The sequence below is a fragment of the Sphingomonas sp. 320_CC genome, assembly GCF_059691795.1.
On record NZ_JCAWAE010000002.1, the window covers coordinates 779,515 to 804,057 of the forward strand.

At 68.2% G+C, this 24,543-nt stretch carries 21 protein-coding genes and 1 tRNA gene; 11 read left to right on the forward strand and 11 right to left on the reverse strand.

The genetic code is table 11. The features are described 5' to 3' along the window. The first annotated feature begins 22 nt into the window (after nt 1-22). The 3 genes from AC59GX_RS10630 to AC59GX_RS10640 all read left to right on the forward strand — a co-directional run bounded on the left by AC59GX_RS10630 (nt 23) and on the right by AC59GX_RS10640 (nt 2,339). Complete coding sequence (locus AC59GX_RS10630; RefSeq protein ID WP_426283043.1) at nt 23-1,237, forward strand: UbiH/UbiF/VisC/COQ6 family ubiquinone biosynthesis hydroxylase; 1,215 nt, start codon at nt 23-25, stop codon at nt 1,235-1,237. Between the two features lie 62 nt (nt 1,238-1,299). After that, a complete protein-coding gene (locus AC59GX_RS10635) occupies nt 1,300-1,659 on the forward strand; it encodes a hypothetical protein (RefSeq protein ID WP_426283042.1) in 360 nt (119 codons plus the stop codon). Beyond that, complete coding sequence (locus tag AC59GX_RS10640) at nt 1,656-2,339, forward strand: hypothetical protein (protein WP_426283041.1); 684 nt, start codon at nt 1,656-1,658, stop codon at nt 2,337-2,339. Before AC59GX_RS10635 ends, AC59GX_RS10640 begins: the two co-directional genes overlap by 4 nt. 8 nt (nt 2,340-2,347) lie before the next feature. Here the strand turns inward: AC59GX_RS10640 and AC59GX_RS10645 are convergent, their stop codons facing one another. Genes AC59GX_RS10645 through AC59GX_RS10660 form a run of 4 tightly spaced genes read right to left on the reverse strand, consistent with a single transcriptional unit; the run spans nt 2,348 to nt 6,953 of the window. Then, complete coding sequence (locus tag AC59GX_RS10645) at nt 2,348-3,007, reverse strand: alpha/beta fold hydrolase (protein WP_107954153.1); 660 nt, start codon at nt 3,005-3,007, stop codon at nt 2,348-2,350. A gap of 40 nt (nt 3,008-3,047) precedes the next feature. Next, entirely contained in the window at nt 3,048-4,349 is a 1,302-nt protein-coding gene (locus AC59GX_RS10650) for a CitMHS family transporter (protein WP_056064457.1), read from the reverse strand. Between the two features lie 34 nt (nt 4,350-4,383). Beyond that, complete coding sequence (locus AC59GX_RS10655) at nt 4,384-5,877, reverse strand: OprO/OprP family phosphate-selective porin (protein WP_426283040.1); 1,494 nt, start codon at nt 5,875-5,877, stop codon at nt 4,384-4,386. Next, entirely contained in the window at nt 5,874-6,953 is a 1,080-nt protein-coding gene (locus tag AC59GX_RS10660) for an ABC transporter substrate-binding protein (RefSeq protein WP_497301662.1), read from the reverse strand. The genes AC59GX_RS10655 and AC59GX_RS10660 overlap by 4 nt, the downstream gene beginning before the upstream one ends. A 91-nt stretch (nt 6,954-7,044) precedes the next feature. Here AC59GX_RS10660 and AC59GX_RS10665 point away from each other — a divergent pair, with 91 nt between their 5' ends. The 6 genes from AC59GX_RS10665 to AC59GX_RS10690 all read left to right on the forward strand — a co-directional run bounded on the left by AC59GX_RS10665 (nt 7,045) and on the right by AC59GX_RS10690 (nt 14,021). Beyond that, a complete protein-coding gene (locus AC59GX_RS10665) occupies nt 7,045-7,710 on the forward strand; it encodes a response regulator transcription factor (protein WP_426283038.1) in 666 nt (221 codons plus the stop codon). Then, nucleotides 7,700-9,094: a sensor histidine kinase gene (locus tag AC59GX_RS10670; protein WP_426283037.1), complete on the forward strand. Its 1,395-nt coding sequence runs from the start codon at nt 7,700-7,702 to the stop codon at nt 9,092-9,094. The genes AC59GX_RS10665 and AC59GX_RS10670 overlap by 11 nt, the downstream gene beginning before the upstream one ends. A 90-nt stretch (nt 9,095-9,184) precedes the next feature. Next, on the forward strand, nt 9,185-11,602 hold the full coding sequence (locus tag AC59GX_RS10675) for a bifunctional diguanylate cyclase/phosphodiesterase (RefSeq protein ID WP_426283036.1): 2,418 nt from the start codon (nt 9,185-9,187) through the stop codon (nt 11,600-11,602). Between the two features lie 138 nt (nt 11,603-11,740). Next, nucleotides 11,741-13,222: a PAS domain-containing protein gene (locus AC59GX_RS10680; protein ID WP_426283035.1), complete on the forward strand. Its 1,482-nt coding sequence runs from the start codon at nt 11,741-11,743 to the stop codon at nt 13,220-13,222. A 14-nt stretch (nt 13,223-13,236) separates the two neighbouring features. Continuing rightward, the gene (locus tag AC59GX_RS10685; RefSeq protein ID WP_426283034.1) at nt 13,237-13,587 is read left to right on the forward strand and encodes a hypothetical protein; all 351 of its coding nucleotides are present in this window, start codon (nt 13,237-13,239) and stop codon (nt 13,585-13,587) included. Nucleotides 13,588-13,685: 98 nt separating this feature from the next. Further along, nucleotides 13,686-14,021, forward strand: a complete 336-nt coding sequence (locus AC59GX_RS10690) for a response regulator (RefSeq protein WP_426283033.1) — start codon at nt 13,686-13,688, stop codon at nt 14,019-14,021. 45 nt (nt 14,022-14,066) lie between these two features. On the opposite strand, the gene AC59GX_RS10695 is transcribed toward AC59GX_RS10690, so the two are convergent. The 7 genes from AC59GX_RS10695 to AC59GX_RS10725 form a co-directional block, all read right to left on the reverse strand. Then, complete coding sequence (locus AC59GX_RS10695; RefSeq protein WP_056064484.1) at nt 14,067-14,372, reverse strand: hypothetical protein; 306 nt, start codon at nt 14,370-14,372, stop codon at nt 14,067-14,069. A gap of 28 nt (nt 14,373-14,400) precedes the next feature. After that, complete coding sequence (locus tag AC59GX_RS10700) at nt 14,401-15,285, reverse strand: type 1 glutamine amidotransferase (protein ID WP_426283032.1); 885 nt, start codon at nt 15,283-15,285, stop codon at nt 14,401-14,403. An 83-nt stretch (nt 15,286-15,368) separates the two neighbouring features. Then, nucleotides 15,369-16,445, reverse strand: a complete 1,077-nt coding sequence (locus AC59GX_RS10705; RefSeq protein WP_426283030.1) for a lipocalin-like domain-containing protein — start codon at nt 16,443-16,445, stop codon at nt 15,369-15,371. After that, on the reverse strand, nt 16,445-19,015 hold the full coding sequence (locus AC59GX_RS10710; RefSeq protein WP_497301666.1) for an FtsX-like permease family protein: 2,571 nt from the start codon (nt 19,013-19,015) through the stop codon (nt 16,445-16,447). Before AC59GX_RS10710 ends, AC59GX_RS10705 begins: the two co-directional genes overlap by 1 nt. Next, a complete protein-coding gene (locus tag AC59GX_RS10715) occupies nt 18,981-19,667 on the reverse strand; it encodes an ABC transporter ATP-binding protein (protein ID WP_426283028.1) in 687 nt (228 codons plus the stop codon). Before AC59GX_RS10715 ends, AC59GX_RS10710 begins: the two co-directional genes overlap by 35 nt. Nucleotides 19,668-19,730: 63 nt before the next feature. Further along, nucleotides 19,731-21,938 carry a penicillin acylase family protein gene (locus tag AC59GX_RS10720; protein ID WP_426283027.1) on the reverse strand — a complete coding sequence of 736 codons (2,208 nt, stop codon included), beginning with the start codon at nt 21,936-21,938 and terminating at the stop codon, nt 19,731-19,733. 119 nt (nt 21,939-22,057) lie between these two features. Then, nucleotides 22,058-22,132: transfer RNA gene (locus AC59GX_RS10725), tRNA-Gly, on the reverse strand. A gap of 165 nt (nt 22,133-22,297) precedes the next feature. Here AC59GX_RS10725 and AC59GX_RS10730 point away from each other — a divergent pair. Further along, nucleotides 22,298-23,095: an ImuA family protein gene (locus tag AC59GX_RS10730; RefSeq protein ID WP_426283026.1), complete on the forward strand. Its 798-nt coding sequence runs from the start codon at nt 22,298-22,300 to the stop codon at nt 23,093-23,095. After that, nucleotides 23,064-24,533: a Y-family DNA polymerase gene (locus AC59GX_RS10735; RefSeq protein WP_426283494.1), complete on the forward strand. Its 1,470-nt coding sequence runs from the start codon at nt 23,064-23,066 to the stop codon at nt 24,531-24,533. The genes AC59GX_RS10730 and AC59GX_RS10735 overlap by 32 nt, the downstream gene beginning before the upstream one ends. Nucleotides 24,534-24,543 lie beyond the last annotated feature (10 nt).

Below are 24,543 nucleotides of genomic sequence, written 5' to 3' on the forward strand. Positions count from 1 at the left end.
GCTACCGGGATAAAGCGCGACTATGGACACAGATGTAATCATCCTCGGTGGCGGGCTGGTCGGCGCGACGCTCGCCGTGGCGCTCGACGTGCACGGCATCTCGACGATCGTGATCGACCCCGCCGACCCCGCGGTGACGCTGGCGCCGGGCTTCGACGGCCGCGCCTCTGCGGTGGCGAGCGCGAGCCACCGCATGCTCGACGCGATCGGCATCGGCGCGACGCTGGCGGGGCAGGGCTGTGCGATCCGCCAGATCCGCGTCAGCGATGGCCTCGAACCCGGTGCGCTCGATTTCGTCCCCGCCGCAGACGATGGCGCGCTCGGCACGATGTACGAGAACAAGCTGCTCCGCCGCACGCTGTTCGACGCCGCGACCGCCGCGCCGCATGTCGATCTCCGCATGCGGACGCGCGCGACGACGGTCGACCGTGCCGAATCGGGCGTCACCGCCACGCTGGATACGGGCGACGTCATCCGCGCACCGCTGTTGATCGCCGCGGAGGGCCGCAACTCGCCGACGCGCGAGGCCGCGGGGATCACGATCGCGCGCTGGTCGTACGAGCACACCGCGATCATCGCCGCGTTCCACCACGAGCGTTCGCACGAGGATGTCGCGTACGAGATCTTCTATGCGAGTGGCCCGTTCGCGCTGCTCCCGCTTCCCGACGATGCCGATGGCCACCGCTCGGCAATCGTCTGGACGGTCGACTCGAAGAACGCGCCCGGCATGCTCAAGCTCGGCGACCGCGCGTTCCTCGCTGAAGCGGAAAAGAGCATGGGCGGCTTCCTCGGCACGCTGTCGATGGCGACGCCGCGGTCGAGCTACCCGCTCGGCTTCCACCACGCCGCGCGCATCACCGACACGCGGCTCGCACTGGTCGGCGACGCCGGCCACGGCATCCACCCGATCGCCGGACAAGGGCTCAACCTTGGCTTCCGCGACGTCGCGACGCTCGCCGAAGTGCTGGTCGAGGGCAAGCGCCTCGGGCTGGACCTCGGCGACGCTGCGCTGCTCGCGCGCTACCAGCGCTGGCGCGGACTCGACACGTTCATGACCGCGGCCGCCACCGACACGCTCACCCGCCTGTTCGGCATCCCCGGCAAGACTGCCAGCGCCGTGCGTCGGTTCGGTATCAGCGCGGTCAACGCGATCCCGCCGCTGAAGGACCGCTTCATGGCCGAAGCACGCGGTGAATCGGGTGATCTGCCCAAGCTGTTGCAAGGCGTGGTGATCTAAGTCGCACGCCTCTGGATATGACGCGGCGGGCGCCCTAGCATCGCGTCGGGGGGGAACCGATCATGCAGGGTAAATGGGTATTGGCACTCGTGGTTGCGGTCGGCGCGGTCGCGGGGTGCAGCAATCCGCAGCCGCCGACGGTGCACGCCTCGAAGCACATGACGATCTGGGGCGGGGCCGACGACGTCCGGCGCTTCGTCGCGATCGAGGGCGTGACCGTGCCTGCGTTCAGGCAGGTGCCGATCGGGCCGGCAGCATACGGTGTCGTTCGGATCGAGGCGGCACTCCCGGCCGACCTGGCCGCCGCGACTCTGGACAAGGTCATGCGGGATGCCAGTGACGCGGAACTGAATTACAGCATGGCCGAGACGCGTACGGTGACGACGCCCGCGTCGTGGTCGCTGTGGTTCAGGAGCACATGACGATCTCGCGGGTATGGCCGTATTGCTTGGCGATGATGGTGGCGGCCCCGGTCGACGCGCAACTGCCGTCGAACAGCGTTCCCGTGTTCATCCAGGATGAGCGCGTGCTGGTCGGGACGTACCGCTATGTCGAGCGCGCCGACGGCATGAAAGTGACGGTCCGCCTCAACGCCGACCGTAGCGCGCTGTACCATATCACCTCTGGCGAGGCCGATGCGGACTTCATGAGGGCCGAGGGTTTCTGGACGCTCGCAGGCGACGTGATCCACATCCACAACCGGCCGAGCCCGGTTCGGCTCGAACAGGTGCCGAATCCGGTTCGTGATCCCGCCGTCGGGTTGTCCGTCACCGTCGTGAATGCGGACGGTACGCCGGCGGAGGGGCTCGGGGCGACATGGCCCGAATCCAACGGCCTGTTCGCGATGAGCAACGGGCGACACTCGGCTTCGGTGGAGGAGTTGGGCAACGCGGCACGGTTTTCGGTCGTGAGGCTGTCGGATCGCAAGGTGCTGACGGTCGTGCCGCTCGGCCGCGGGGGGCCGAACAGCTTTCGCTTCACCTACTACCCGAGCGACGTCGAGCCGTTCGACATTCCCGCGATCGCGCTCGATCCCCGTGCGGATCGGCTCGAGGTCGAGATCGGCACGGCGTATGCGCGGCTCGATCGCGTCCGCGACTAGCCGATCGATCAACCGGTCTTCAGCCACTGGCGGAGCAGCGCGGTGACTTCGCCGGGACGCTCCATCGGTGCGAGGTGGCCGCAGGAGCGCAGCATGTGAAACCGCGAGCCCTCGATCCGCGCACTCAGCGCGCGTGCGTCGTCGGGGGTGCAGATCAGGTCGCGGTCGCCGACGGCTACCAGCGTCGGGACGTGGATCGCGGCGATCGCCTCGCTGATGTCGGGGCGTGCAAGCAGCGCGCGTTGCTGGCGTTCGAAGACGGTCTGGCCGACGCGTTCCGCCATCGCCTGTGCGGGGCCGGCGACGATCGCGGTCAGGCGCGGGTCGGCGTGCGGTGCGGTGGCGAGCAGGCCCTGGCCGACGACGGTACGCGGACGCACCTCCATCGACGCGCGCGTGCCGAACAGCGCGATCCGCTCGATCCGGTCGGGGGCTTGCCGCACCATCTCCATCGCGACGTAGCCGCCGAGGCTGACGCCCGCGACCGCGAACCGTGGCGGTGCGCTGGCGAGCACGCGTGCGGCCATTTCGGACAGCGTATCGTCCTGCGACAGGTCGCCGAACTCGACCTGTGCGACGGCGGCGAGGTCGACGATCTGGCGCGCCCAGAGCTGCCCGTCGCAGCCCATCGCGGGGAGCAGCATCAACGGTGTACGCGGTCGGACCATGCGAAATCTCCGGTAGCGGCGGGTTGCGGGGATGCTCACCTCAGGCGACGAACGGGAAGGCGAGCGCGATCATGCCGACGATCGTCATCACGACGCAGACGGCGATCGCGGGCACGAGCGTGAAGCGCTGGTGATCGGCGAGGTCGATCCCGACCAGGCTGACCAGCAGATAGGTCGACGGCACCAGCGGGCTGAGCAGGTGGACCGGCTGGCCCATCAGCGACGCACGGGCGATCGCCTCTGGCGCGACGCCGTAATGCGCGCCGGCCTCCGCCAGGATCGGCAGCATCCCGAAATAGAACGCGTCGTTCGAGATGAAGAAGGTGAACGGCATGCTCAGCACCGCGGTGATCGGCGCCATGTACGGCCCGAGCGCGGGCGGGATCACGCCGACCACCGCCTTGCTCATCGCCTCGACCATGCCGGTGCCGCCGAGAATACCGGTGAAGATGCCTGCCGCGAAGATCAGCGACACCACCGCCAGCACGTTGCCGGCATGCGCGGAAATGCGCTCCTTCTGATCGGCGACGCCGGGATAATTGACGATCATCGCGATCGCGAACGCCAACATCATCAGCACCGACAAGGGGAGAATACCCCACACCAGCAACGTCAGCAGTGTGATGACGAGGGCTGCGTTGAACCAGATCAGCTTGGGGCGACGTGCCTCGGGATATTGCGAGACGGCCATGCCGGTGAACTCGGTGTCCGCGGTGATGCCCGCTTCACCCATCCGGACGCGCTCCTTGCGTCCGAAATACACGGCAAGGCCGATCAGGAAGGCGAGACCGGCGATCATGCCGGGGATCAGCGGCAGGAACAGCGTCGCGGGATCGAGCTTCAGCGCACTGGCGGCGCGAGCCGTCGGGCCGCCCCACGGCGTCAGGTTCATGATCCCGCTCGTCGTCATCAACAGGCAGACGAGGTACAACCGGTTCATGTTGAAGCGCTTGTAGAGCGGCAACAGCGCGGCGATCGTGATGATGTAGGTGGTCGATCCGTCGCCATCGAGGCTGACGAGCGCGCACAGCACGACCGTCCCGATCAGGATCCGCATCGGATCGCCGTGGACCATCCGGATCAGCCGTCCGACCAGCGGATCGAACAGGCCGGTGTCGGTCATCGTCGAGAAGAACAGGATCGCGAACAGCAGCATGACGCCGGTCGGCGCGAGGTTTTTGATGCCGTCGATCATCATCGGGCCGAGGCCCGCGGCCTCGCCCGCGAACACGCCGAAGATCGACGGAATCACGATGAGCGCGACCAGCGGCGTCATCTTCTTGGTCATGATCAACGTCATGAACGTGGCGACCATCAGGAAGCCGAGCAGGGCAAGGTTCATCGCTTCGTCCTAGGAAAGGGCGTGAATAGGGAAATCAGAAGGTGACGCCGACGCGAGCGCTAAGCGTCTGGCCGCTGTCGTTGCCGACATAGTCGCCGGCGCGGTTGTCGGTGTTCCACTGGATCGCGTTCACCTGGAAGCGGGTGAAGGAGTTCAGGTACCAGTTGACGCCTACAGTCGCCGCCCAGCCGTCGCCGCCGGTCAGCAGATTGTCGAAATCGAGGCTTTCGTAGCGCGCGGTCAGCTCGATCGCGCCGACGCCGCCGTCGAACGTCGGCTTCAACACCTTGGGCTGGCCGAAGCTGCCGAGCCGCGGGTTGTATGGCGGCAGGTCGCCGGTCAGGAACAGACCGCCCGAGACGCTCCACGCCTTGCTGACGAAATCGGGACGCCCGCCGTCGAGCCGCGCGTTGCGGCGGCCCGCCTCGCCCATCACCCACAACGGCCCGCGATAGCCGCCGAGCTCGACCCCGTAGCCGGTCGTGCCGGTGCCGCCGATCAGCGGCCCGGTCGACACGCGCAGCGCACCGTTGAAGCGGCCGCCGATCACCGTGTTGCGAGTCAGCGTGCCGGCCACCGACGACAGCGATTCGTCGAAGCCCCACGCGCCGATATGCAGCACGCCGGTATCGGACTTGATCGGGTTCCAGTGCGCGCGGCCGAGCACCGTGCGGCTGTCGCCAACGGTCTGCGTGCCATCGATCCGGTCGCCGGTGATCGTCACCGAGGCATGGCCGGTCTTCCAGAAGATGCGCGGCATCACGCCGATGCCGTAGAAGCCGCGCTGCGGGATGATTGCGGTGGCGACCGTGGTGCGCTCCAGGAACGGCGTCGAATCCGAGCCGGTCGAGCCTTCGAAGCCGCGATCGTTGAACAGGTGACCGGCGCGAACGTCGTAGTCGAGGCCCGGCTTGATCTTGTTGCGCCAGCCGACGAACGCGGTGACGACGTCGACCTCGTTCTCCGAGAAATCGCTCTCGAACTGGTAGAAGAAGTGCGTGCCGACGCCGCCTTCGAGGCCGAGGCGGAGTGCGCGCATGCCGGTCGTGGTGATGTTGCGGCCGTCGTATTTCGAGCCGAAGCTGGAGCTGACATCGGTCAGGATGCGGCCGCGCGGCTTGAACGTGTAGACGCCGTCCGCCGAGTGGAAGACGGGCAGGCCGGCGCCCCATTCGGTGGTCACGCCCGACGGATTGTCGCGTGCGGCGACCGCCTGCGCGACGCTGCGGTCGGCCGGGCCGGGGGGGGCGAGCTGCGGTGCGAACGGCAGGGTGCGGCGCGGCTCGTTGTTCTGCGCGACTGCCTGCGGTGCCGGCTGCAACGGCGCGACCGGAGCGGACGCCTGCGCGACGGCGGCATTGTTCTCCAGCCGATCGAGACGCGACTTCAGCGCGGCGATCTCGGCGGCCTGCGCACGCACCAGTGCGGCGAGGTCGGCGTCGGTCGGAGGCGATGTCGGGACTTGGGCCAGCGCCGGAGTCGCGGCGATCAGCGCGAGTGCGGCGCACCCGGTACGGAAGAGGGTCATTGTTGGGCTCCGGTGGCGAGAATCGCGGTCCAGTTGCGCAGGAAACGCTGGCGCTTGACGCGGTCGAGGTTGACGAGAAGTTGTGGCCCCACGCGGATCGGTCGCGCCTGGCTCGAGGGAAGACGGCGCGCGGCAACGTCGGTGCGGACCGGCCACAGGCTGCGCTTGGCGAGCAGCGACTGGCCCTCGCGCGACAGCAGGAAATCGAGGAACAGCTTGGCCGCCGCGGGGTGCGCGGCCTCGCGCGCGATGAACGCAATCCGCGACGTAACGATCGTGTAATCCTGGAGGAACGCGACGCCGATGCGGGGATCGGTCCGCGCGCGCTCCAGCGCGTAGGAGCCGATGACGTTGTAGGCGATCGCCTGCCGCCCCTCGGCGACGCCGCGCAGCATCGGCTCGCTGGTCCGCGACAGCACGGGCCTGGTCGCCGCGATCGCCTCCAGCAGCGACCGCGTATCGCGCGTGATCGCGAGGTCCTCCGACAGGTACAGATAGCCGACGTTTGAGCGCGCCGGGTCGAACGTCGTGACGCGACCGTCGAGCGCGCGGACGTTCTTCCGCAGCCAAGTCTCCAGCGCGGCATGCGTGCGCGGCACCTGTCCGGGGGGCACGAGGCGCTTGTTGTAGACGATCCCGATCGGCTCAGCGGTGACGCCGAAACCCATGTTCTTCCACACCGATACGGGCGGCAGCGCGGGCTTTTCCGGGCTCGCATAGCCTTGCGCGAAGCCGTCGTTGATCAGCTTCACTTGGAGGTCCATCGCCGACGACCAGACGAGATCGGCTGACATGCGGCGCGCGCGCGTCTCGGTGACGAAGCGGCGGTACATCTCGGTCGAGCCGATGTCCGCGTACAGCACGGTGATGCCCGGATAGCGCTTCCGGAACGCGGCGACGACGGGCAGCAGTTCGGCGCGATCGGCATTGCCGTAGATCCGCACCTGCCGCTCGGCACGCGCGTCGGAGATCAGCTGGTCGTAGGAGCGCGGGTAGTTGGCAGGGCGCTGCGCCACGACGGCGGTCGCGGTGAAACTCGTAGCCAGCAGTGCGATCTTCAGAAAAATTCGTGCCATCGTCACTCTCCTCGCCTTCCGTCTCTGTGTTCGGATAGACTGCAACGGTGGAGTACGAACCGAACCTGTCACCAACCTTTCATGGGTTTTCATGCGCATCCTGCTGATCGAGGACGACGCAGCATTGGCGCGCAGCATCGCGGCGTTGCTGCGCGCGGGCGGTAATGCGGTCGATCACGTCGCGACGGGCGAGGATGCGCTGTCGGTGATCGCGGGGGAGCCGTATGCGCTGGTGATCCTCGACGTCGGGCTGCCCGGTATCGACGGGTTCACCGTGCTGGAGACGCTGCGCCGTCGCGGGGAGCGGGTGCCGGTGTTGATGCTGACCGCGCGCGATGCGCTCGACGACCGCGTGCGCGGGCTCGACCTCGGCGCTGACGATTATCTGCGGAAGCCGTTCGACCCCGAGGAGTTGGAGGCGCGTGTCCGGGCGCTCGGCCGGCGGCGTGGCGGCGACCCGCTGCCGGTGCTCAGCGTCGGTACGCTGACGATCAACCGCTCGACCGGCGACGCGGATATCGCCGGTCGTGCGCTCGACCTGCGTCGGCGGGAGCGGGCGGTTCTGGAGGCGCTTGCCACCCGAGCTGGCCGGGTCGTCCCCCGAGCGTTGCTGATCGGCGAGGTGTTCGGGTTCGACGAGCCGGTCGGCGACAACGCGATTGAGGTCCACGTCACGCGCCTCCGCGGCAAGCTCGCGCCCGACGGCCCCGGTATCCGCACCGTCCGCGGAGTCGGCTACATGCTCGATGCCGGCTGAGACGCGTACCCCAGCGCTGCGTACGCGCCTGCTGGTCGCGGTGCTTGGACCGCTGCTGGCGGCGGCGATCTTGATCGGCGTGGTCGGGGCGACGCTGATCGCCGACGTCGTCCGCCGCACCAACGATCGCGTGCTCGGCGGTGCGCTCGGCGCGATCGCCGAGACGGTGCAGGTCGAGCGCGGCGAGGTCACGCTCGACCTGCCGTCCGCCGCGTTCGGGATGCTGGAGAATACCGAGCGCGACAACGTCTATTACCGCGTCGCCGTCGGGCCGGACCTGCTCACCGGCTATGCGGATTTGCCCGCGCCCGATCCCGCGACGCTCGATATCGACGTCCCGCGCTATCGCTTCGCGCGCTACCGCGGCCAGCAGATCCGCATCGCCGAGGTCCGCCGGTCGCTTCCCCGGATCGACAAGCCCGTCATCGTCCAGATCGCCGAGACGCTCGACAACCGCGGCGCACTCACCCGCCGGCTGATGCTCGCGCTGCTGATCGGCGAATGCGTCCTCGTCGGTGCCGCGGCGTTGCTCATCCGGCCTGCGTTAGGCTGGAGCCTCCGCCCGCTCGCCCGCCTGCGCGGTGCCGTCGAAGCACGAGACGGCCGCGCCCGCCCCGATTTCTCGCCACTCGACACAGGCCCGCTCCCGAGCGAACTCCGCCCGCTGGCTGGCGCATTCGACCGGCTTCTGGCGCAGCTCGACACTGCCACTGTCGGCGTCCGCCGCTTCACCGCAGATGCCTCGCACCAGATGCGCACGCCGTTGTCGGTGCTGAAGGTCCAGGTCGCACTCGCTCGTCGCGGTTCGGGACCGGAACGCAGCGTCGCGCTCGACGAGATCGCCGACGCGGTGGTGCGCCTCGAACGCCTGGTGACGCAGTTGCTGGCGTTGGCGCGCGCCGAAGAGGCCGGGGTGTCCGCGCCACTCGAGGCGGTCGACCTGCGCGAAGTGGCGGTGGCGGTCATCACGCGACAGATCAACCGCGCGATCGAAGCCGGCATCGACCTGACGATCGAGGGTGACCCCAAGGTTCGCCACGTGGTTGCCGGCCACCGCACGCTGATCTTCGAGATCGTATCGAACCTGATCGACAACGGCATACGCTACAACCGGCGCGGCGGCACCGTCTCGGTCAGGCTCCAGACGACGCCATCGGAGACGACGATCGCGGTGGTCGACGATGGGCCGGGGATACCGATCGACCAGCGCGAGATGGCGTTCGACCGGTTCGTCCGGCTCGGCGCGACTGGGAGTCCGGAGGGAAGCGGCCTCGGCCTGGCGATCGTGCGGTCGGCAGCGACTCGCCTCAACGCGACCGTGGCGTTCGGCGAGGTGGCCAGTGGCACGAGCGTGATCCTGCGGTTCTTTAACGCGAACGAGTAACCTGCATCAACGCGGCCCAACACGCGGGCAGCGGCGCGTGCCTTTTCGTTAAGGTGTTCGTGCCACTCGGGAAAAAACGACCGAGCGACCATGCTACCCACTCTCTTCAATCTTCATTTCCAGCATTCGGGCTATCTGGTCGTCGTCGCGATCGGCATCTGCCTGACCGCGAGCTGGTCCGTCTCTCTCCTCACGACCGACATGGCCAATGCGGCGCAGCGCGAGCCGTTCGGCTGGCGTCACGGCGCGCTGACACTGGCCGCCGGACTGGGAGTGTGGGCGACGCACTTCATCGCGATCCTCGCATATCGGCCCGACCTGCTGCTGCGCTACGACCCGTTCGTGACGACGGTATCGGCGCTGGTCGGGATCCTGACCGTCGGCGTGCCGATCGTCGCGATCACGCGGTTGCGGTCGCACAACGGGCGGATCGTCGCGGCGGGTGCGGCGGGGGCGGGGATCTGGTGCATGCACGCGGTCGGCATCACCGGCATGACCGACTGCATCCACGTCTTTTCGTGGCCGACCAACGTCGCCGGGCTGATCATGGGGACGCTGCTGCTGTCGTCGTGGCAGATCAACCGTGGCTGGTCGCGCTCGCGGCCGATCGGGTGCCTGGTGTTCGCGCTGTCGATCTGTGTCACGCATTTCCTGTCGCTGTCGGGCGACCTCGTCCTCGGCAGCATCAACGAGGTGCCCGGCAGCGTGTTGTCGCCGGGGCTGGTCGCGGCCTGCATGACCTTTGCCGTGTCGGTCACGTGCCTCGGCAGCCTGCTGACCTTCGCGCGGTTCAAGACGACGCGCGAGGAAGAGGCGCAGACGCTGAAGTCGGTGATGGAGAGCATGTCCGACGGGCTGGTGTTCATCGACCGCGAAGGCCGCCTGCGTCATTTCAACCGGCGTTTCCTCGACCTGTTCAACACGCCGGTCGACGCGATCGGCCCGGGGCTGACGATCGACCAGTTCCTCGACGTCATCGCGACATGCCGCGGCTGGGCGGCGGAGAAGCGTACGTTGGTCGGGGGCGCGATGAAGCAGTGGGTGCAGCTCGACGACGACTTCGACCGCGAGTGCGAGATGGAGGATGGCCGCACCTATCAGATGCAGTGCCGGTCGATCCCGCGACAGGGCATCGTGCTGACGTTCAACGACGTCAGCGCCGAACGCCGTGCGCTCGATAACCTCACGCATCTTGCCTATCACGACCCGCTGACCGGCCTGCGCAACCGCCGCGCGCTGCGCGAGGAGAAGGAGGCGCGGATCGGTCTGGGCAAGCCGTTCTCGCTGCTGTTGATCGATCTCGACGATTTCAAGCGGATCAACGATGCGTATGGCCATGCGGTTGGCGATACGCTGCTGATCCATGTCGCGGCCGAGCTGACGAGCCTGCTGCCCGACGACAGCTTCGTCGCGCGGATGGGCGGCGACGAGATCGCGATCATCGCCACGCAGCTGGGCGACGCGGCGACCGCGCTGGCCGACACGATCGTCGTCCGGCTGAGCGCGCCGGTGATCATCGACGAACGCCGGCTGCTGCCCGGATGCAGCATCGGCATCGCAGGGTTCGCCAACGACCTGACCCCCGACGAACTGATGAAACGCGCCGACATGGCGCTGTACGAGGCGAAGCGACGCGGACGCCGGCGTGCGCAACCCTATGTCTCGGGCCTCGCCGAACGCCTGGTCGAACGGCAGCACATCACCGACGACCTGTACGAGGCGGTGCAGAATGGCGGCTTCTCGCTCGCGTTCCAGCCGGTGGTGGCACTGTCGTCGGGCATCACGACGGGATACGAGGCGCTGATCCGCTGGAACCACCCCACGCGTGGCTGGATCTCGCCCGATACCTTCATCCCGATCGCCGAGGATTGCGGCCTGATCGAGGAGATCGGCCGGTGGGTGATCATGGAAGCGTGCCGCCAGCTGGCGGGCTGGTCGTCGCACCTCCACGTCGCGATCAACGTGTCGGCGGGACAGCTGAAGTCGGACGCGCTGCTGCACCACCTGACGCAGGCGATCCTGGTCCACGGTGTCGCGGCGGAGCGAGTCGAGGTCGAGATCACCGAGACCGCGCTGATCGACGATGCCGCGCGCACGGCGGCGATGCTGGCGCGGATCCGCCGGACCGGGATCAAGGTCGCGCTCGACGATTTCGGCACCGGCCAGTCGTCGCTCGCGCATCTTCGCGATTTCCAGTTCGACCGGATCAAGATCGACCGGAGCTTCGTGATCGAGGCGGGCTCCGATGCGCGGTGCATGGCGGTGCTGCGCGCGACCGTCGCGATCGGCCAGGAACTCGGCGTCCTCACGCATGCGGAGGGGGTCGAGACACGCGAACAGCTCGAACTGCTGCGCTCGATCGGGTGCGACGCGGTGCAGGGCTATCTGGTCGGGCGACCGGTCGTGCCGTTCACCGATGCGGTCGACACCCTCGTGCCAGCGGCGGTGGGCATGGGTTCGAGCCCGATCGACGGAGAGTCGGCCGCCGTCGCACGGATCGCCGCCTGACGGCGTATCGGCAGATGCGCGGCGCGATCGCGTCGCGTTCGCGCGTTCTCCCGTCACGCACCCCGGCGGTGCAAATGCTTCGGCGCAATGACGGTATGCTATTGTCGACGCGCGAGACTTTAGGTAGCAAATACTTGCTTGGAACAGAGTAAGAACCAGACGTCCTTGCGGGACGAGGATGCCGATCATACGCTGATCCTGGCGGCATTCGGCCGTTCGCTCGACGCGGCGGATCCTTTCGTGGTCGGGTTCAACGAAGCGATCTTGCCTATGGCGATCAGCGATCCGACGCTTCCCGACAACCCGATCATTCACGTGAACGCGGCGTTCGAGCGCCTGACCGGCTATGCCCGCGACGAGGTGGTCGGCCGGAATTGTCGGTTCCTGCAAGGGCCGGAGACGTATCCCGAGGACGTGTCGCGGCTGCGGGATGCGATCGGGCGGTCCGAGCGGCTCGAGATCGACCTGCTCAACCACCGCAAGGACGGGACGCCGTTCTGGAACCGGCTGCTGGTCGCGCCGGTGTTCGATCGCAGCCGGCATCTGCGCTATTACGTCGCGTCCCAGCACGACGTGACGCTCGAACGCGAAACGCTCGCGCTGCTGGAGGCCGAGCAGCGCGAGCTCGAGGCGTCCGCCGCGGAGACTCAGGTTCGGCTCGCCGACAGCGCCGCGCGGCTGCAATTCGCGTTAAAGGCGGGGCGGCTGGGCGCGTGGACCTTCGATCCCGCCAGCCAGCATCTCGACGCGTCGGATGGCTGCAAGATCGTCTTCGGCTATGATCCGGGCGCGGCGTTCGGTTATCCCGAGTTCCTCGAAACGATCCATCCGGAGGATCGCGCGCGCGTCGTCGAAGCGATCCAGGAGACGATCGCGACGGGATGCGATTACGACATCGAATACCGCATCGTGACGCCGACGGCCGAGGTTCGCTGGGTCGCGATCCGCGGCGAATTGCTGACGCGCGCGGATGGCACGGCGCTGTCGATGACCGGCTTCTCGACCGACATCACCGAGCGCAAGCGGACGGAGGAGCACCGCGCTTTGCTGGCGGGGGAACTGACGCACCGGGTGAAGAACACGCTCGCGACGGTCAGTGCGATCGTCAACCAGACGTTGCGCGATGCAGCCTCGATGTCCGAGGCACGCGACACGATCGGTGCGCGGATCGGATCATTGGCGGTCGCGCACGACCTGTTGCTGCGCGACGAGGTCGAGGGCGCGACGATTGCCGATATCGTGACCGGGGTGATGGCGCCGTTCGACGATGGCGGCGGTCGCCTGTTCTCGGTCGAGGGGCCGCATGTCCGGCTCGAGCCGCGCGTGACGCTTGCCTTGTCGATGGCGCTTCACGAACTGGCGACCAACGCCGCCAAATATGGCGCGCTCCACGTCGCGGGCGGGCATGTCACGATTTCATGGAGCGTCGGCATCGGCGAGGGCGGACGCCGGCTGGCCTTCATGTGGGAGGAGACCGGCGGCCCGGTGGTCACCACGCCGACGCGCACCGGTTTCGGATCGCGGATGATCGAACGCGTGCTCGCACAACATATGCGCGGCACCGCCCGGATCGAGTATCGCGACACCGGCGTCGTCTTCACGATCGACGCGCCGCTCTAGGCTCGCTCACGTCGATGCCGAAACCGCCCCAGCTGACGACCCCCGACGGACGCTATATCGTGGTGCGCGGACGGCTTTGGCGCACGGCGAACCCCGGCCTGGACGAAGACGAACGCGTGCGACTGGTTGCGGCGTTGATGGACGGCCGGCGAGGCGTGGCTGCGGCGAAGCGGGAGGGCGATAGCGAAGCGGAGGCGGCTGCGCGGGCCGCGGTCGATGCTGCGAAGCACGGTCTGGGCGAGCGGGGGCCGGTATGGTGGACCGATGGTGCGCCCGATCTCAACCGGCACATGGCGCGCACGACGCCCTATGCGGACTGGTTTGCGACGGTGGACAACGGTGAGAGTACACCAAAACAAAGTTAAGTGATTTAACTTAATCTATGTGAAGACTGGGCCCGACTGGCATCCGGCGCGTTGAGGGACCCTGAGTTTACCGGGAAACCCAAATGTGCCACGTACTTGTGATCGAAGACGACTGGCTGATCGCGGACCATATCATCAGCCTGATTCAGCAAGCCGGGGCGACATCCTATGATCAGGCGGATTGCGAGGCCGACGCGGTCGTGGCCGCAGGGGCGCACATCCCGGACATGATCGTTTCCGACGTCCGACTTCGCGAGGGAACCGGGCCGCTGGCGGTACAAAGGATCATCGCCGCGCACGGCAACATACCCGTCATGTTCATCACCGGAACGCCCGGAGCCTGCGTTCCGTGCGATCCGCCCGCCGAAGTGCTCGACAAGCCGATCATGGAGGCCGTGGTCCTGGAAACGTTTCGAAGACTCGCCCCGCATTGATTGGTACGAGGTACGGCGTGGTGAGCGCCGTACCTCGATCGGCTATCAGCCCTGGATATCGCTTGCGTCGAATTCCTTGAACGCGGCCTTCACCTCGGCGGCGCGGGCATCGTCCGCGATGTCGACGGACACTACGATCTTGCCTTCCAGCGCCGCATCGTCGCGTGATTCCGGCGTCGGGTTCTTGCCTTCGGTATCCGAGCCGGCCTTCTCGTCGCCGACGCTGTTGTCTGCGCCGTCGGTGGTGATGAAGATGTCGGTCCGCTCGATGCCCTGCTCCTGGACCAGGCGCTCGACGGTCATCTCGGCTTCGCGGCGGGTATCGAACTTTGCCTTGAGAGTGGTGGACATTGGTCGCTCCTTGTTACGGGTCAAAAGGTCAGGCGGGACACAGATCGGGCGATGCGGCGTGTGCGCGATCGCTGGCGTCTATGTCCGCGAGGTGATCGAGGAAGTTGGTCAGTTCGGTGCGGCGGCGCGCCTCGTCGGCGAACTCGCGGTCGACGCCGAGCGCCCATAGCAGCGAGCGGCGATCGGGATCGTGGTGGAGCGCGTCGAGCTGGTCCGCGCGGTGCTCGACATCGTCGGTCGTCTCCGCGAGCCCGGCTTCGACGATGTCCTCGGCTTGGCGCCGCAACGCGACCGCGATCTCGCCGAGCGCGAGTTCGGGGTGATATTGCACGCCCCAGAAAATCCCGCCGTCGTGGCGGATCTCGGCGGCCTGGATCGTCGTGACGGCGTTGCTCGCGAGCAGGGTCGCGTCGGCGGGAAGCGTCTCGACCTCGTCGCCGTGGATCGCGGGGGCGTCCCAGCTCGCCGCACGGCCGGCGAGCAGCGGATGATCGCGGCCGGCGTCGGTCGGCGTGATGCGGCGGGCGATCCCGGCCTCCATCCGCTGCGGCATCTTGCGCCCTTTCCCACCGGCGGCGGCGACCGCGAGCTGCAGCCCGGCGCAGGATCCGAACGACGGCGTGCCCGATGCGAAAACCGAGCGCATGAAGGTCAGCTGTCGTCGGACCTCCGGGCTGTCGTCATAGACGTGGAGTGGCGATCCGGTGATGAACACCGCGTCGAACAGGCCAAGGGCATTGGCCTCATAGACTTGTGCATCGTCGTCGGCGGGTGCGACGATCGTAATCTCGGCATCGGGACGGAGCTGACGAAGCGTCGACGCATAGGTTTCGCCCGAGCTTTTGCCGGCGTGGCGACGACGCGCCTCGCGCTCGTCCGCAGTCTCGCTTTCGGCAACCAGAAAATGCGGCAAACCCGGTCCTCTCCCGTTTCGGTTCGAGCGACCTCAACGCGCTGGCACGCGTTTCGTCCGCCGCCGCCGCAAATTTTGCGCGCTCACATCTCGAGCGCGCGCTCATACCCGGTGAGTTCGAGATAGCCGCGACCGCCGCGGGTGCGGACCGCGCCCTCCCAATAGACCGGTAGGCCGCTGCGGCGGGCGTCGAGTTCCTGCGCGGCGAACATCGGGACGAGGCGCCAGCGCTGGACGCCGCCGGCGATGCGAACGCTCAGTTCCTGCGAGACCGGGTAGAGCGCGCCGGTCGCCTTGCTCCGCCATGTCGCGAGCGGGCGGAAGGCGACGTCGTTGGGGCCGAACACCGTCATGCTGCCGTCGGCGCGACGGAGCGAGCCGCCCGTCCAGACCGTGCCGCCGCCCTTGCGCCGGATGCGGAACGCCATCAGCGCGGAGCCGTCGTCGAAATTGAGCCCGGTCCAGTCCCAGCCTTGCGCGGCGGGTGCGAGGTAGTTGGACGACCATTCGCGGTCCAGCCACGCCTCGCCGGTCACTGCGACCGTTCCACCGCCTCTGCGGACGCGGCCGGTCACGCGGAGATGCGGCACCGAGTAATAATAGCTCGCTTCCTCGGGGCGTGGTCCCTTGCGGCTATAGCCTCCGACTCCCTGCGGCAGGGGAGGCTGGGTCGGCTGGAAATCGAGCGCGAGGCCGAAGCCGTCCGCATTTACGCGCGTCGCCCACCGGCCATTCCCCACACGGCGCAATCGCCAGTCGCGGATCGCGACGTCGGCATCGCCCGTCCGCGCCTGCGCGAGACCGAAGCCTTGGCGGGCCGCCTGCTCGCCGTGGAGCAGCTTGCCGGTGGTCGGATCGGACAACGCTGCGTGCGCGAACAGGACCTGGCGTGCGGCAAACCGGCTCGGGTTGCGCGGATCGACCGGCGGGCGGGTGCGGAAGAAGGTGACCTGGAAACCGAGATCCTTGCCGTCCTCGGTCCGCAGCCAGCCGGTGACGTACCACCATTCGGTGCGAAACGCCGGGTGCGCGCCGTGATCCGCGGGGAAACGAAGCGTGATCCCCGGCCGTACGACCGGATAGGGGGCGGGCGGCGTGGCGGCGGGCGCGGCGACACCGATCGCGGCGATCCAGCCGAGCAGGGCCCAAGGTCGCAGCATCACCAATCCTCCCGCACCGACTGTACCGCGCTTCTCGCCGTCGCGCGCCGCCCCGCCAGCATCGCGGTCGCCGCCGCCGCGCCCGTCAGCGCGGTCGCGACGCCGATCAGCGTGCCGAGCGGGATGCGGGTGGTCATCGTCCAGTTGAACGACTGCGGGTTGATGACGTGGATCAGCACCTGCGACAGGACCAGCCCCAGCCCGATCCCTGCGAGCGCGCCGGTGAGCCCGACGATCGCGCCTTCGGTCGCGAGCATCCTGGTGAGCTGGCCGCGGGTGAGGCCGAGATGCCGCAACATCCCGAACTCGCGTTCGCGCGCAATCGTCTGCGCCGACATCGTCGCCGCGACGCCGGCCAGCCCGACCAGGATCGCCACCGCCTCCAGCAGATAGGTGACCGCAAAACTGCGATCGAACAGCGTCAGCGCAAGTTTCCGCAACGTCGCCGGCTGGCCGACCTCGACCTGGGGACGCAGGTCTGCGGGCAGGCGATCGGTCATCGCGCGCGCAACCTTCGCCGGATCCGCACCGGGCAGAATCGTCGCGGAAATCTCGTCGCGGCGATCGTCGCCCGTCAGGCGCTGGTAATCGCCCTCGTCGATCAGCACCGCACCCGCCTGGCGTCCGTAGTCGCGCCATATGCCCGCGACGGTGAACTGCGTGCGGCCGGCGATCGGCAGCGTGATGCGCTCACCCGGATCCCAGCCGTACAGGCCGTGTGCGGGCTCCGAGACCCAGATCGGAAGCGCATCCTTCGGCACCGGCGGTCCGCGATCGATCAACACCAGCAACGGATCGCGGCCACCGCGCTCGGGCCGCGCGATGAGGCTGACCGGTGGGCGATCCGAGGCGATGGTCAGCGGGATCTGGCGACTGAAGGCGAGGCGGGCGATACCCGGCGTGCCTGCGATACGCGTGCGGGTCTCCAGATCGAACGTCGCGCCGGCGGTGGTGCGCAGATACAGGTCCGCGCCGAGCACCTGGTTGAGCCACTCGTCGACCGCGCCGCGGAAGCTGGTCACCATCGTCGCCATCGCGATCATCAGCGCGGTCGAGGCGACGATCCCGCACAATGCGGTCGCCGCTTCGCCGGGCGCGCCGTGAAGATGGCGGACCGCGAGCAAGCCGGGCACGCTGCCCCGCGTCCGCCTTGCCAGCGGGGTCAGCAGCGTGCGCGCGAACCACGGCACGCCCGCGACGCCGCCCGCGAGCATCAGCGCCATCCCCAGGAATCCGAACAGCGGCAGCCCGGCGATCGCAGGCAACAGCGACGCGGCGCCTCCCGCGACGAGCAACGCGGCGGCGGGCCACCACGCGACCGGCCGCCTCGGATCGAGCACGTCGCCCGCGTTCTTGAGCGCTGCGGCAGGCGCCGCTCGTGCCGCAACGCGCGCCGGTAAAGCGCTGCCTAGGATCGCGGCGAGCAGGCCGAGCGCGAAGAACCCGATCGCGGCGCCGGGCTGGATCACGACGCGCGCGGTGCTGCCGCCGAAATAGCCCGCACCCAGGTCGCCGCCGAACCAGTGAAGCGCCGCCCATGCCAGGCCGTATCCTGCTGCGAGGCCCGCCGCGGCGCCGACCAGTCCGATCGCGAGCCCCTCGATCACGACCGCGGCGATGATCCCGGCGCGCGGCATGCCCAGCGTCCGGAGCAGCGCGAACGCGCGTTGCCGCCGCACCACCGACAGCGACTGCGCCGAATAGACGAGGAAACCGCCGGTCAGCAGCGCGACCAGCGCCAGCATGTCGAGATTGACGCGGTACGCGCGCGACAGGGCATCGCCCTGCGCGTTCTGCGTTTCGGCGGTCGACAGGATCGCGTCCGCGGGCAGGATCGCGCGCAACGCCGGCTCTGCAGTCGCGCGATCCGACAGCGCCAGGTCAAGCCGGTCGATCCGCCCGAGACGCCCGAACCGCCACTGTGCCGCCGCGATATCCATGACGCCGACCGCGGTCGATTCGTCCGTCGCCGGCAGCGTGCCCGCCACCCGCAACGGCACCGACCGGCCATTGGCGACGACGACCAGCTGAGTTCCGATCTTCGCGCCGACCTGGGTCAGGGCCGCGCGGGACAGGAACAGTGCGGACTCGTCGAACGCCGTATCGTTGCCGGTATCGGGACCACGCGGGCGGATGCCGATCAGCGACGGCGTCACCGTGGCGGCACGGATCACGTCGACGCCCAGCAGCGTCAGCCGCGCCTTGCCGATCCGCGCATCGAGGCGCAGCACCGGGCTGGCATCGCCGACGCCATCGGCGCGTGCGACACGGGGATAGAGGCGTTCGTCGAAGCCGAGCGGACTGGTCGCGCGGACCGACAGTTCGGCGGCTCCGCTGACGCCGCGCATCGCCCCGTCGAACGACGCCAGCGCCGATCCGTTGACCAGATGCACCGCAAAGCCGAGCGCCACGCCGACCGCGATCGCGACCGCCGTCAACAGGAAGCGGGCAGGGTGGAACCGCCACTCGCCCGCGATCAGCCAGCGGAGTCCCAGCCGTCCCGACCAGAGCCCGGACCCGGACTTCAGGCCGATCTCAGGCGCCACGCCGCTCCACCAGTCCTTCGGCACCCAGCGTTAGCACGCGGTCGGCGATCGCCGCGCTCGCGTCCGAATGCGTCACCATCACGCCCGCCGCGCCATTGCCGCGCACCGCATCGGCGAACAGCGACAGCACGCGCGCCGCGGTCTCCGGATCGAGGTTGCCGGTCGGCTCGTCCGCGAGGATCAGTGCGGGGCGGTGGACGAGCGCACGGGCGATCGCCACGCGCTGCAACTCGCCCCCCGACAGGTCGCGCACATAGCCGTCGCCGCGACCATCCAGGCCGACCGCATCGAGCATCTCTTCCGCGCGCGTCGATGCCGCGACATTGTCCGGCGAGACGAGCGCCAGCGGCAGCGCGACGTTCTGGCGCAGCGTCAAATAGGGGAGGATGTGAAAGGCCTGGAAGACGAAGCCGATCCGCTCGCGCCGCAACCGGGTCCGCGCGGTCTCGTCGAGCGTACCGAGGTCGATGCCGTCGATCGCCACGCTGCCTTCGTCCGCCTCGTCCAGCCCGGCGAGGATGTTGAGCAGCGTCGATTTGCCGACCCCCGACTCGCCGATGATCGCGACCAGTTCGCCCGCACCGACCTCCAGGTCGAGATGCCGGAACAATCGCCGTGGCCCCGGCACCGACTTACCGAGCGCACGGACCGCGAGAAGGGGAGGGGCGTCAGGCATGTCCAGTCCGTGCAATAGCCTGGGTGGCGCCGCAAGCACCGACATCGCTGGATATGCGGTAGATCAGTTACCCGGCCGATAGGTTCGTTCGACGTGCCCCGCGAGTTCGTCGGGATGGAAATAGACCGGCCGCAACCGTCCCTCGGCGTAGCGCGATACCTGGTCGGCGAAATGCGGCGATCGGACGTCGCCGCTCTGGCCGCCGGCCATGACCGCCATCGCCTTCACCCGCGGGCCGAACTCGACCACCGCGACGAAGCTGTTGCCGCTGGTGCCGTAATAGCGCTTCGTCCCCGGCCACGGCTTCGCGCCGAACGATGCGAGGCTGCCCCACTGCGCCGAGGTGAACGGCACTGGGGTCGAGGCACGGGCATCGTCGAAATGCGGCGCGATCGAATCGTCGAGCCGCTGGAAACGGTTGATGTCTTTCCACGAAGTCCGCCAGTCGCCAAAATCCTGCTTGAGCCGGGCGACCGCGGTGCTCAGAGCGGCGAGCTTCGCGTCCGGGCCAACGCGCAGAGCGATATAGTCGGGGACGTTCAGCCTCTCCGCCTGCGCGAAGCTGCCTACCTCGCGCCACAATTGGTCGCCCCAGAAGACCGCGAGGCTGGTCGCGGTGGAATCATAGGCCCAGCGATGGTCCCAGCGCTTGAGCAGCGCGATCGGTGCGGCAAGCGCAGCGCGCCGCGGATCGCTGGCGGGAAGTGCCTCCCATGCGGCGACCAGTCCGGGCAGCAATCGCGCAAAGGCGGGGAGATAGGGATCGAACGCGGCGGCCCGCAGCGTGTCGGGTGTCCAGCCGGTCTTCCCCGTCAGCAACAGGTCGGCATGGACGCCGCGCGCATTGCCGCCGACCTGGTCCATGTAGCGCGGATAGTCCGCCGCCTTGGGGCTGTCGGGGCCCGCCGCGCTCCACGGCCAATCGTTGGTGTTGTGCGCCCACCCTATGCGCGGGTTGAGCACGCTCGGCAGGCTGGGGAGCGTATGCAGGCCATGCCAGTCGGTCGCGGGGTCGCTGCCATCGACCGGGCGGGTATAGTCGAAGCGATCGTCGCGGATCGGCATGAACTGCGGCATCAGGAACGCGATCTCGCCCTTGCTGTCCGCAAACAGCGTGTCGTTCGACGAATTCGCCTTCAACGCCGCGACCTTCATGTATCCTGCGAGATCGGTCGCCTTGGTCCGCAGATAGCTTTGCTCGAGCGCGGGCACCGGGCGCCACATCAGCGCAGTGGCGATCCATTTGCCGGCCTTGGTCGCGACGATCGGGCCGTGATGCGTGCGGTAGGTGGTGAAACGGCGCTCGGCCATCGTCCCATCGGGCTGGCGGACTCGCAGCGTAACAGTGCGTGCGACGACCGGCCGGATGGTCTTTCCGTAGCGATAGGCATAGCCGCCGCCACGCCGCGTGATCCGCTCGGCGAACTCGTCGACGTTGTCGACCGTCGCCGAGGTGTGCATCCACCCGGCCTTCGGATTGAAGCCCTGGTAGACGAAGAACTGGCCCCAAGTGCTGGCGCCATACGCGTCCAGCCCGTCGTCACTGGTCATCTGCGCCTCGGAGCGGAAATAGAAGCTGGTGTGCGGATTGATGAGCAGCAACGCGTGACCGTTCGCGGTCAGCCGCGGTGCGATGGCAATGCCGTTGGAGCCCGACGGTTCGCGCGGGATCATCCCCAGTTCCTCCGGCGTCGGCGGGGTTGGCTGGCCGTAGAAGGTCTTCAGGTCGCTGAGCGAGATCCGCTCGATATCGCCGCCGATGCTGCCTTCGGTGAAGCTGAGCGCCATCCACGGCTCGAACCGGGTCAGCACGCGGGGCTTCGTCTGCGGGTACGTCGCGAGATAATAGTTCAGCCCGTCCGCCCAGGCCTGCATCAGCGTGCGCAACCATGCCGGGCTCGCGGCATAGTCCGCCTTCAACGTGGGCGGATCGACGAACAGCCGCTGGCGAAGGTCCGCCCACACCGCGTCCTCTCCCACGTCAGCGCCGGCCGCCTCGGCGGTCCGGCCAAGCGCGGTCAGGTAATTCGCCTCGATGCGCGGGAAGTCGTCCTCCGCCTGTGCATAGATTATCCCGAACACCGCATCGGCATCCGACCGACCCTTGATGTGCGGGATGCCCCAGTCGTCGCGGGTAATCGTCACGCGCTTGGCCTGCGCCTGCCATCGTTGCATGTCGGTAGGGGCCGAAACGGGGGTGGCCGACGAGGGTGCGGCCAGCAGCAGCGCCGACAGGATCAACGGGTGACGCGCGTGCCGAGGGGTTGCCATGCGCCGAGCGTAAGGCGAGCGCATGGGAAATGCCATGCGTACTGACGGTGATGAAGATGGTGGGTCGGAAGGCTGAGGCTCCGTCGCCTCGCGCTGGACCGCTGTTTTCCTAGGAAAACTGGAGCGGGCGAAGGGATTCGAACCCTCGACCCCAACCTTGGCAAGGTTGTGCTCTACCCCTGAGCTACGCCCGCTCTGGCGCCTATGTCTCCGGTCTGAAGCGACACGGTGACTGGGTGAGGCGCGCTGTTAGCCCGGTGTTTCCGGGACGGCAAGCGCCTTTTCGACTTTCGCGTGAAATTCACCGCAAACGAGATTCCGCTTGGCGACTCCGGCACTAGAACATTACAAGAACAATTGTGAACGAGTCGCTTGCCTTGATAGCCCGCCTGAAGCGGATTGCCACGACGGGGATGCCGACTCAGGGTGATGGCCGTGCGGACGATGCGTGGCTGACGCAGGGGATGGCGAAGGCGCAACTCCACGAGATTTTCGCGACGGTCGACGATTCGGCGAGTGGCGCGGGGTTCGCGATCGCTTCGGTGTTGGCGGCAAAGGCGGCGCCGGTGATGTGGCTGCGCACCGAGGCAAGCGAGCGGCAGGGCGGGCGGCTGCATGCGACCGGGCTGGTCGAGATGGGGCTCGACGTGACGTCGTTGGTGCTGGGGCTGGTCGAGGACGAGGCGAGCTTGTTGCGCGCCGCCGCCGATGCTGCGCGGTGCCATGGGCTCGGTACGTTGCTGATCGAGTCCTGGGGACGTGCGCCTAAAATCGATCTTACCGCGACGCGGCGGCTGATGCTGGCGGCCGAAGCTTCGGGCGTCACCATTCTCAGCCTGCGCATTGGTGCCGAGCCGGTGCCGAGTGCGGCCGCGTCGCGCTGGCAGGTCGCCGCGTGTCGGTCGCGACCGCTGGAAGCCGACGCACCGGGCAAACCTGCCTTCGACATCGAATTGCTGCGTCGACGCGGAGGCCAGACCGGGCTTCGCTGGCGTGTGGAGTGGGACCGTGACGCGCACATCTTCGACAATATCGCCTTCGACCAAACCGCCTTCGCCTCTGACGATTCCGCGGCGTTACCTGGCGCTGGTGTTCCCGTGGCTGCCGATCGAGCGGCTGCGGACGATGCGGCCGCATTTGTTCGTCGGACGGGCTGAGACGCCGATCGCGTTCGTCGAGACGGTCTCGGGCGGGGTGCGGCTGAAGGCGCTCGACCGCGAGGCGGTGCGGGCAGGGCTCCAGCCGGGGCTGACGCTGGCGGATGCGCGGGCGCGGGTGCCCGAACTCGAGGTCTACGAGCATGACGCGCATGCCGATCACGAATGGCTCGAGCGGCTCGCGGACGGGTGCCAGCGGTACACGCCCTCGGTCGCGCTCGACGAACCCGATGGGCTGATCCTCGACATTGCCGGGTGCGTGCACGAGTTCGAAGGCGAGCGGCGATTGGCCGCCGATCTGGAAGAGCGACTTGCACGCCGGGGGCTGCTGGTACGCCACGCGTTCGGCGATACGCCCGATACGGCGCGCGCGTTGGCGCGGTATGCGGGGGCACCGGCGCCGGATGAAAAGCGTGCGGTGAAGCGGTTGCCGGTGGCGGCGCTGGGGCTTGACGAGGATGCGACGACGGCGTTGTCACGCGCGGGGCTCAAGACGGTCGGCGACGTGATGGCGCGGCCGCTTGCGACGATCGCCGCACGGTTCGGCGAGGAGGCGGCGATGATGATTCGCCGGCTCGACGGGTCGGTGAAGGGACCGATCGTCGCGCGCCGCACGGTGGCCAAGATCGGTGTCGAGCGTCGCTTTGCCGAACCGATCGCGCGCACCGAATACGCGCTGGAGATGCTCGCCGAACTTGCCACCGAAGCGGCGGCCCAGCTTACCGACCGTCATGAAGGCGGGCGACGGTGGGAGGCGCGGTTGTTCCGTGCCGACGGCCTCGTCCAGCGGCTGCGGATCGAGACCGGCCAGCCGACACGCGACGTGGCGCTGTTGATGCGGCTGTTCCGCGAGCGGATCGACAGCCTCGCCGACCCGCTCGATCCGGGGTTCGGCTATGATCTGGTGAGGCTCGACGTTGCGCTAGCGGAGAAGCTCGATGCGTCGCAGTTGAAGCTGGAGGGCGGCGAGGCGCAGAAGGGTGAGGTCGCGCAGCTCGTCGATCAGCTCGGCACGCGGCTGGGCCGGGCGCGCGTGCGCCGGTTCTCGGCGCGCGATAGTCATATCCCCGAACAGGCGGAGCTGATGCTGCCCGCCGCCGAGGCGCCCGCCCCGACGCCGTGGACTGCGCCGGAGACGGGCGAACCGCCGCTGCGCCCGATCTATTTGTTCGATCCGCCGCAACCGATCGAATCGATGATGGCCGAGGTTCCCGACGGGCCCCCGCACCGCTTCCGCTGGCGACGTACCGTGCACGACGTCGCGCACAGCGAAGGCCCGGAGCGGATCGCGGGCGAATGGTGGCGACGGCAGGATATCCCGACGCGCGATTACTACCGCATCGAAGACCGCCGCGGCCGCCGCTTCTGGATCTTCCGCCACGGCCTGTATTCCGAGATGGAGACGCCGCGCTGGTACCTCCACGGTGTCTTCGCATGAGCGGCGCGGC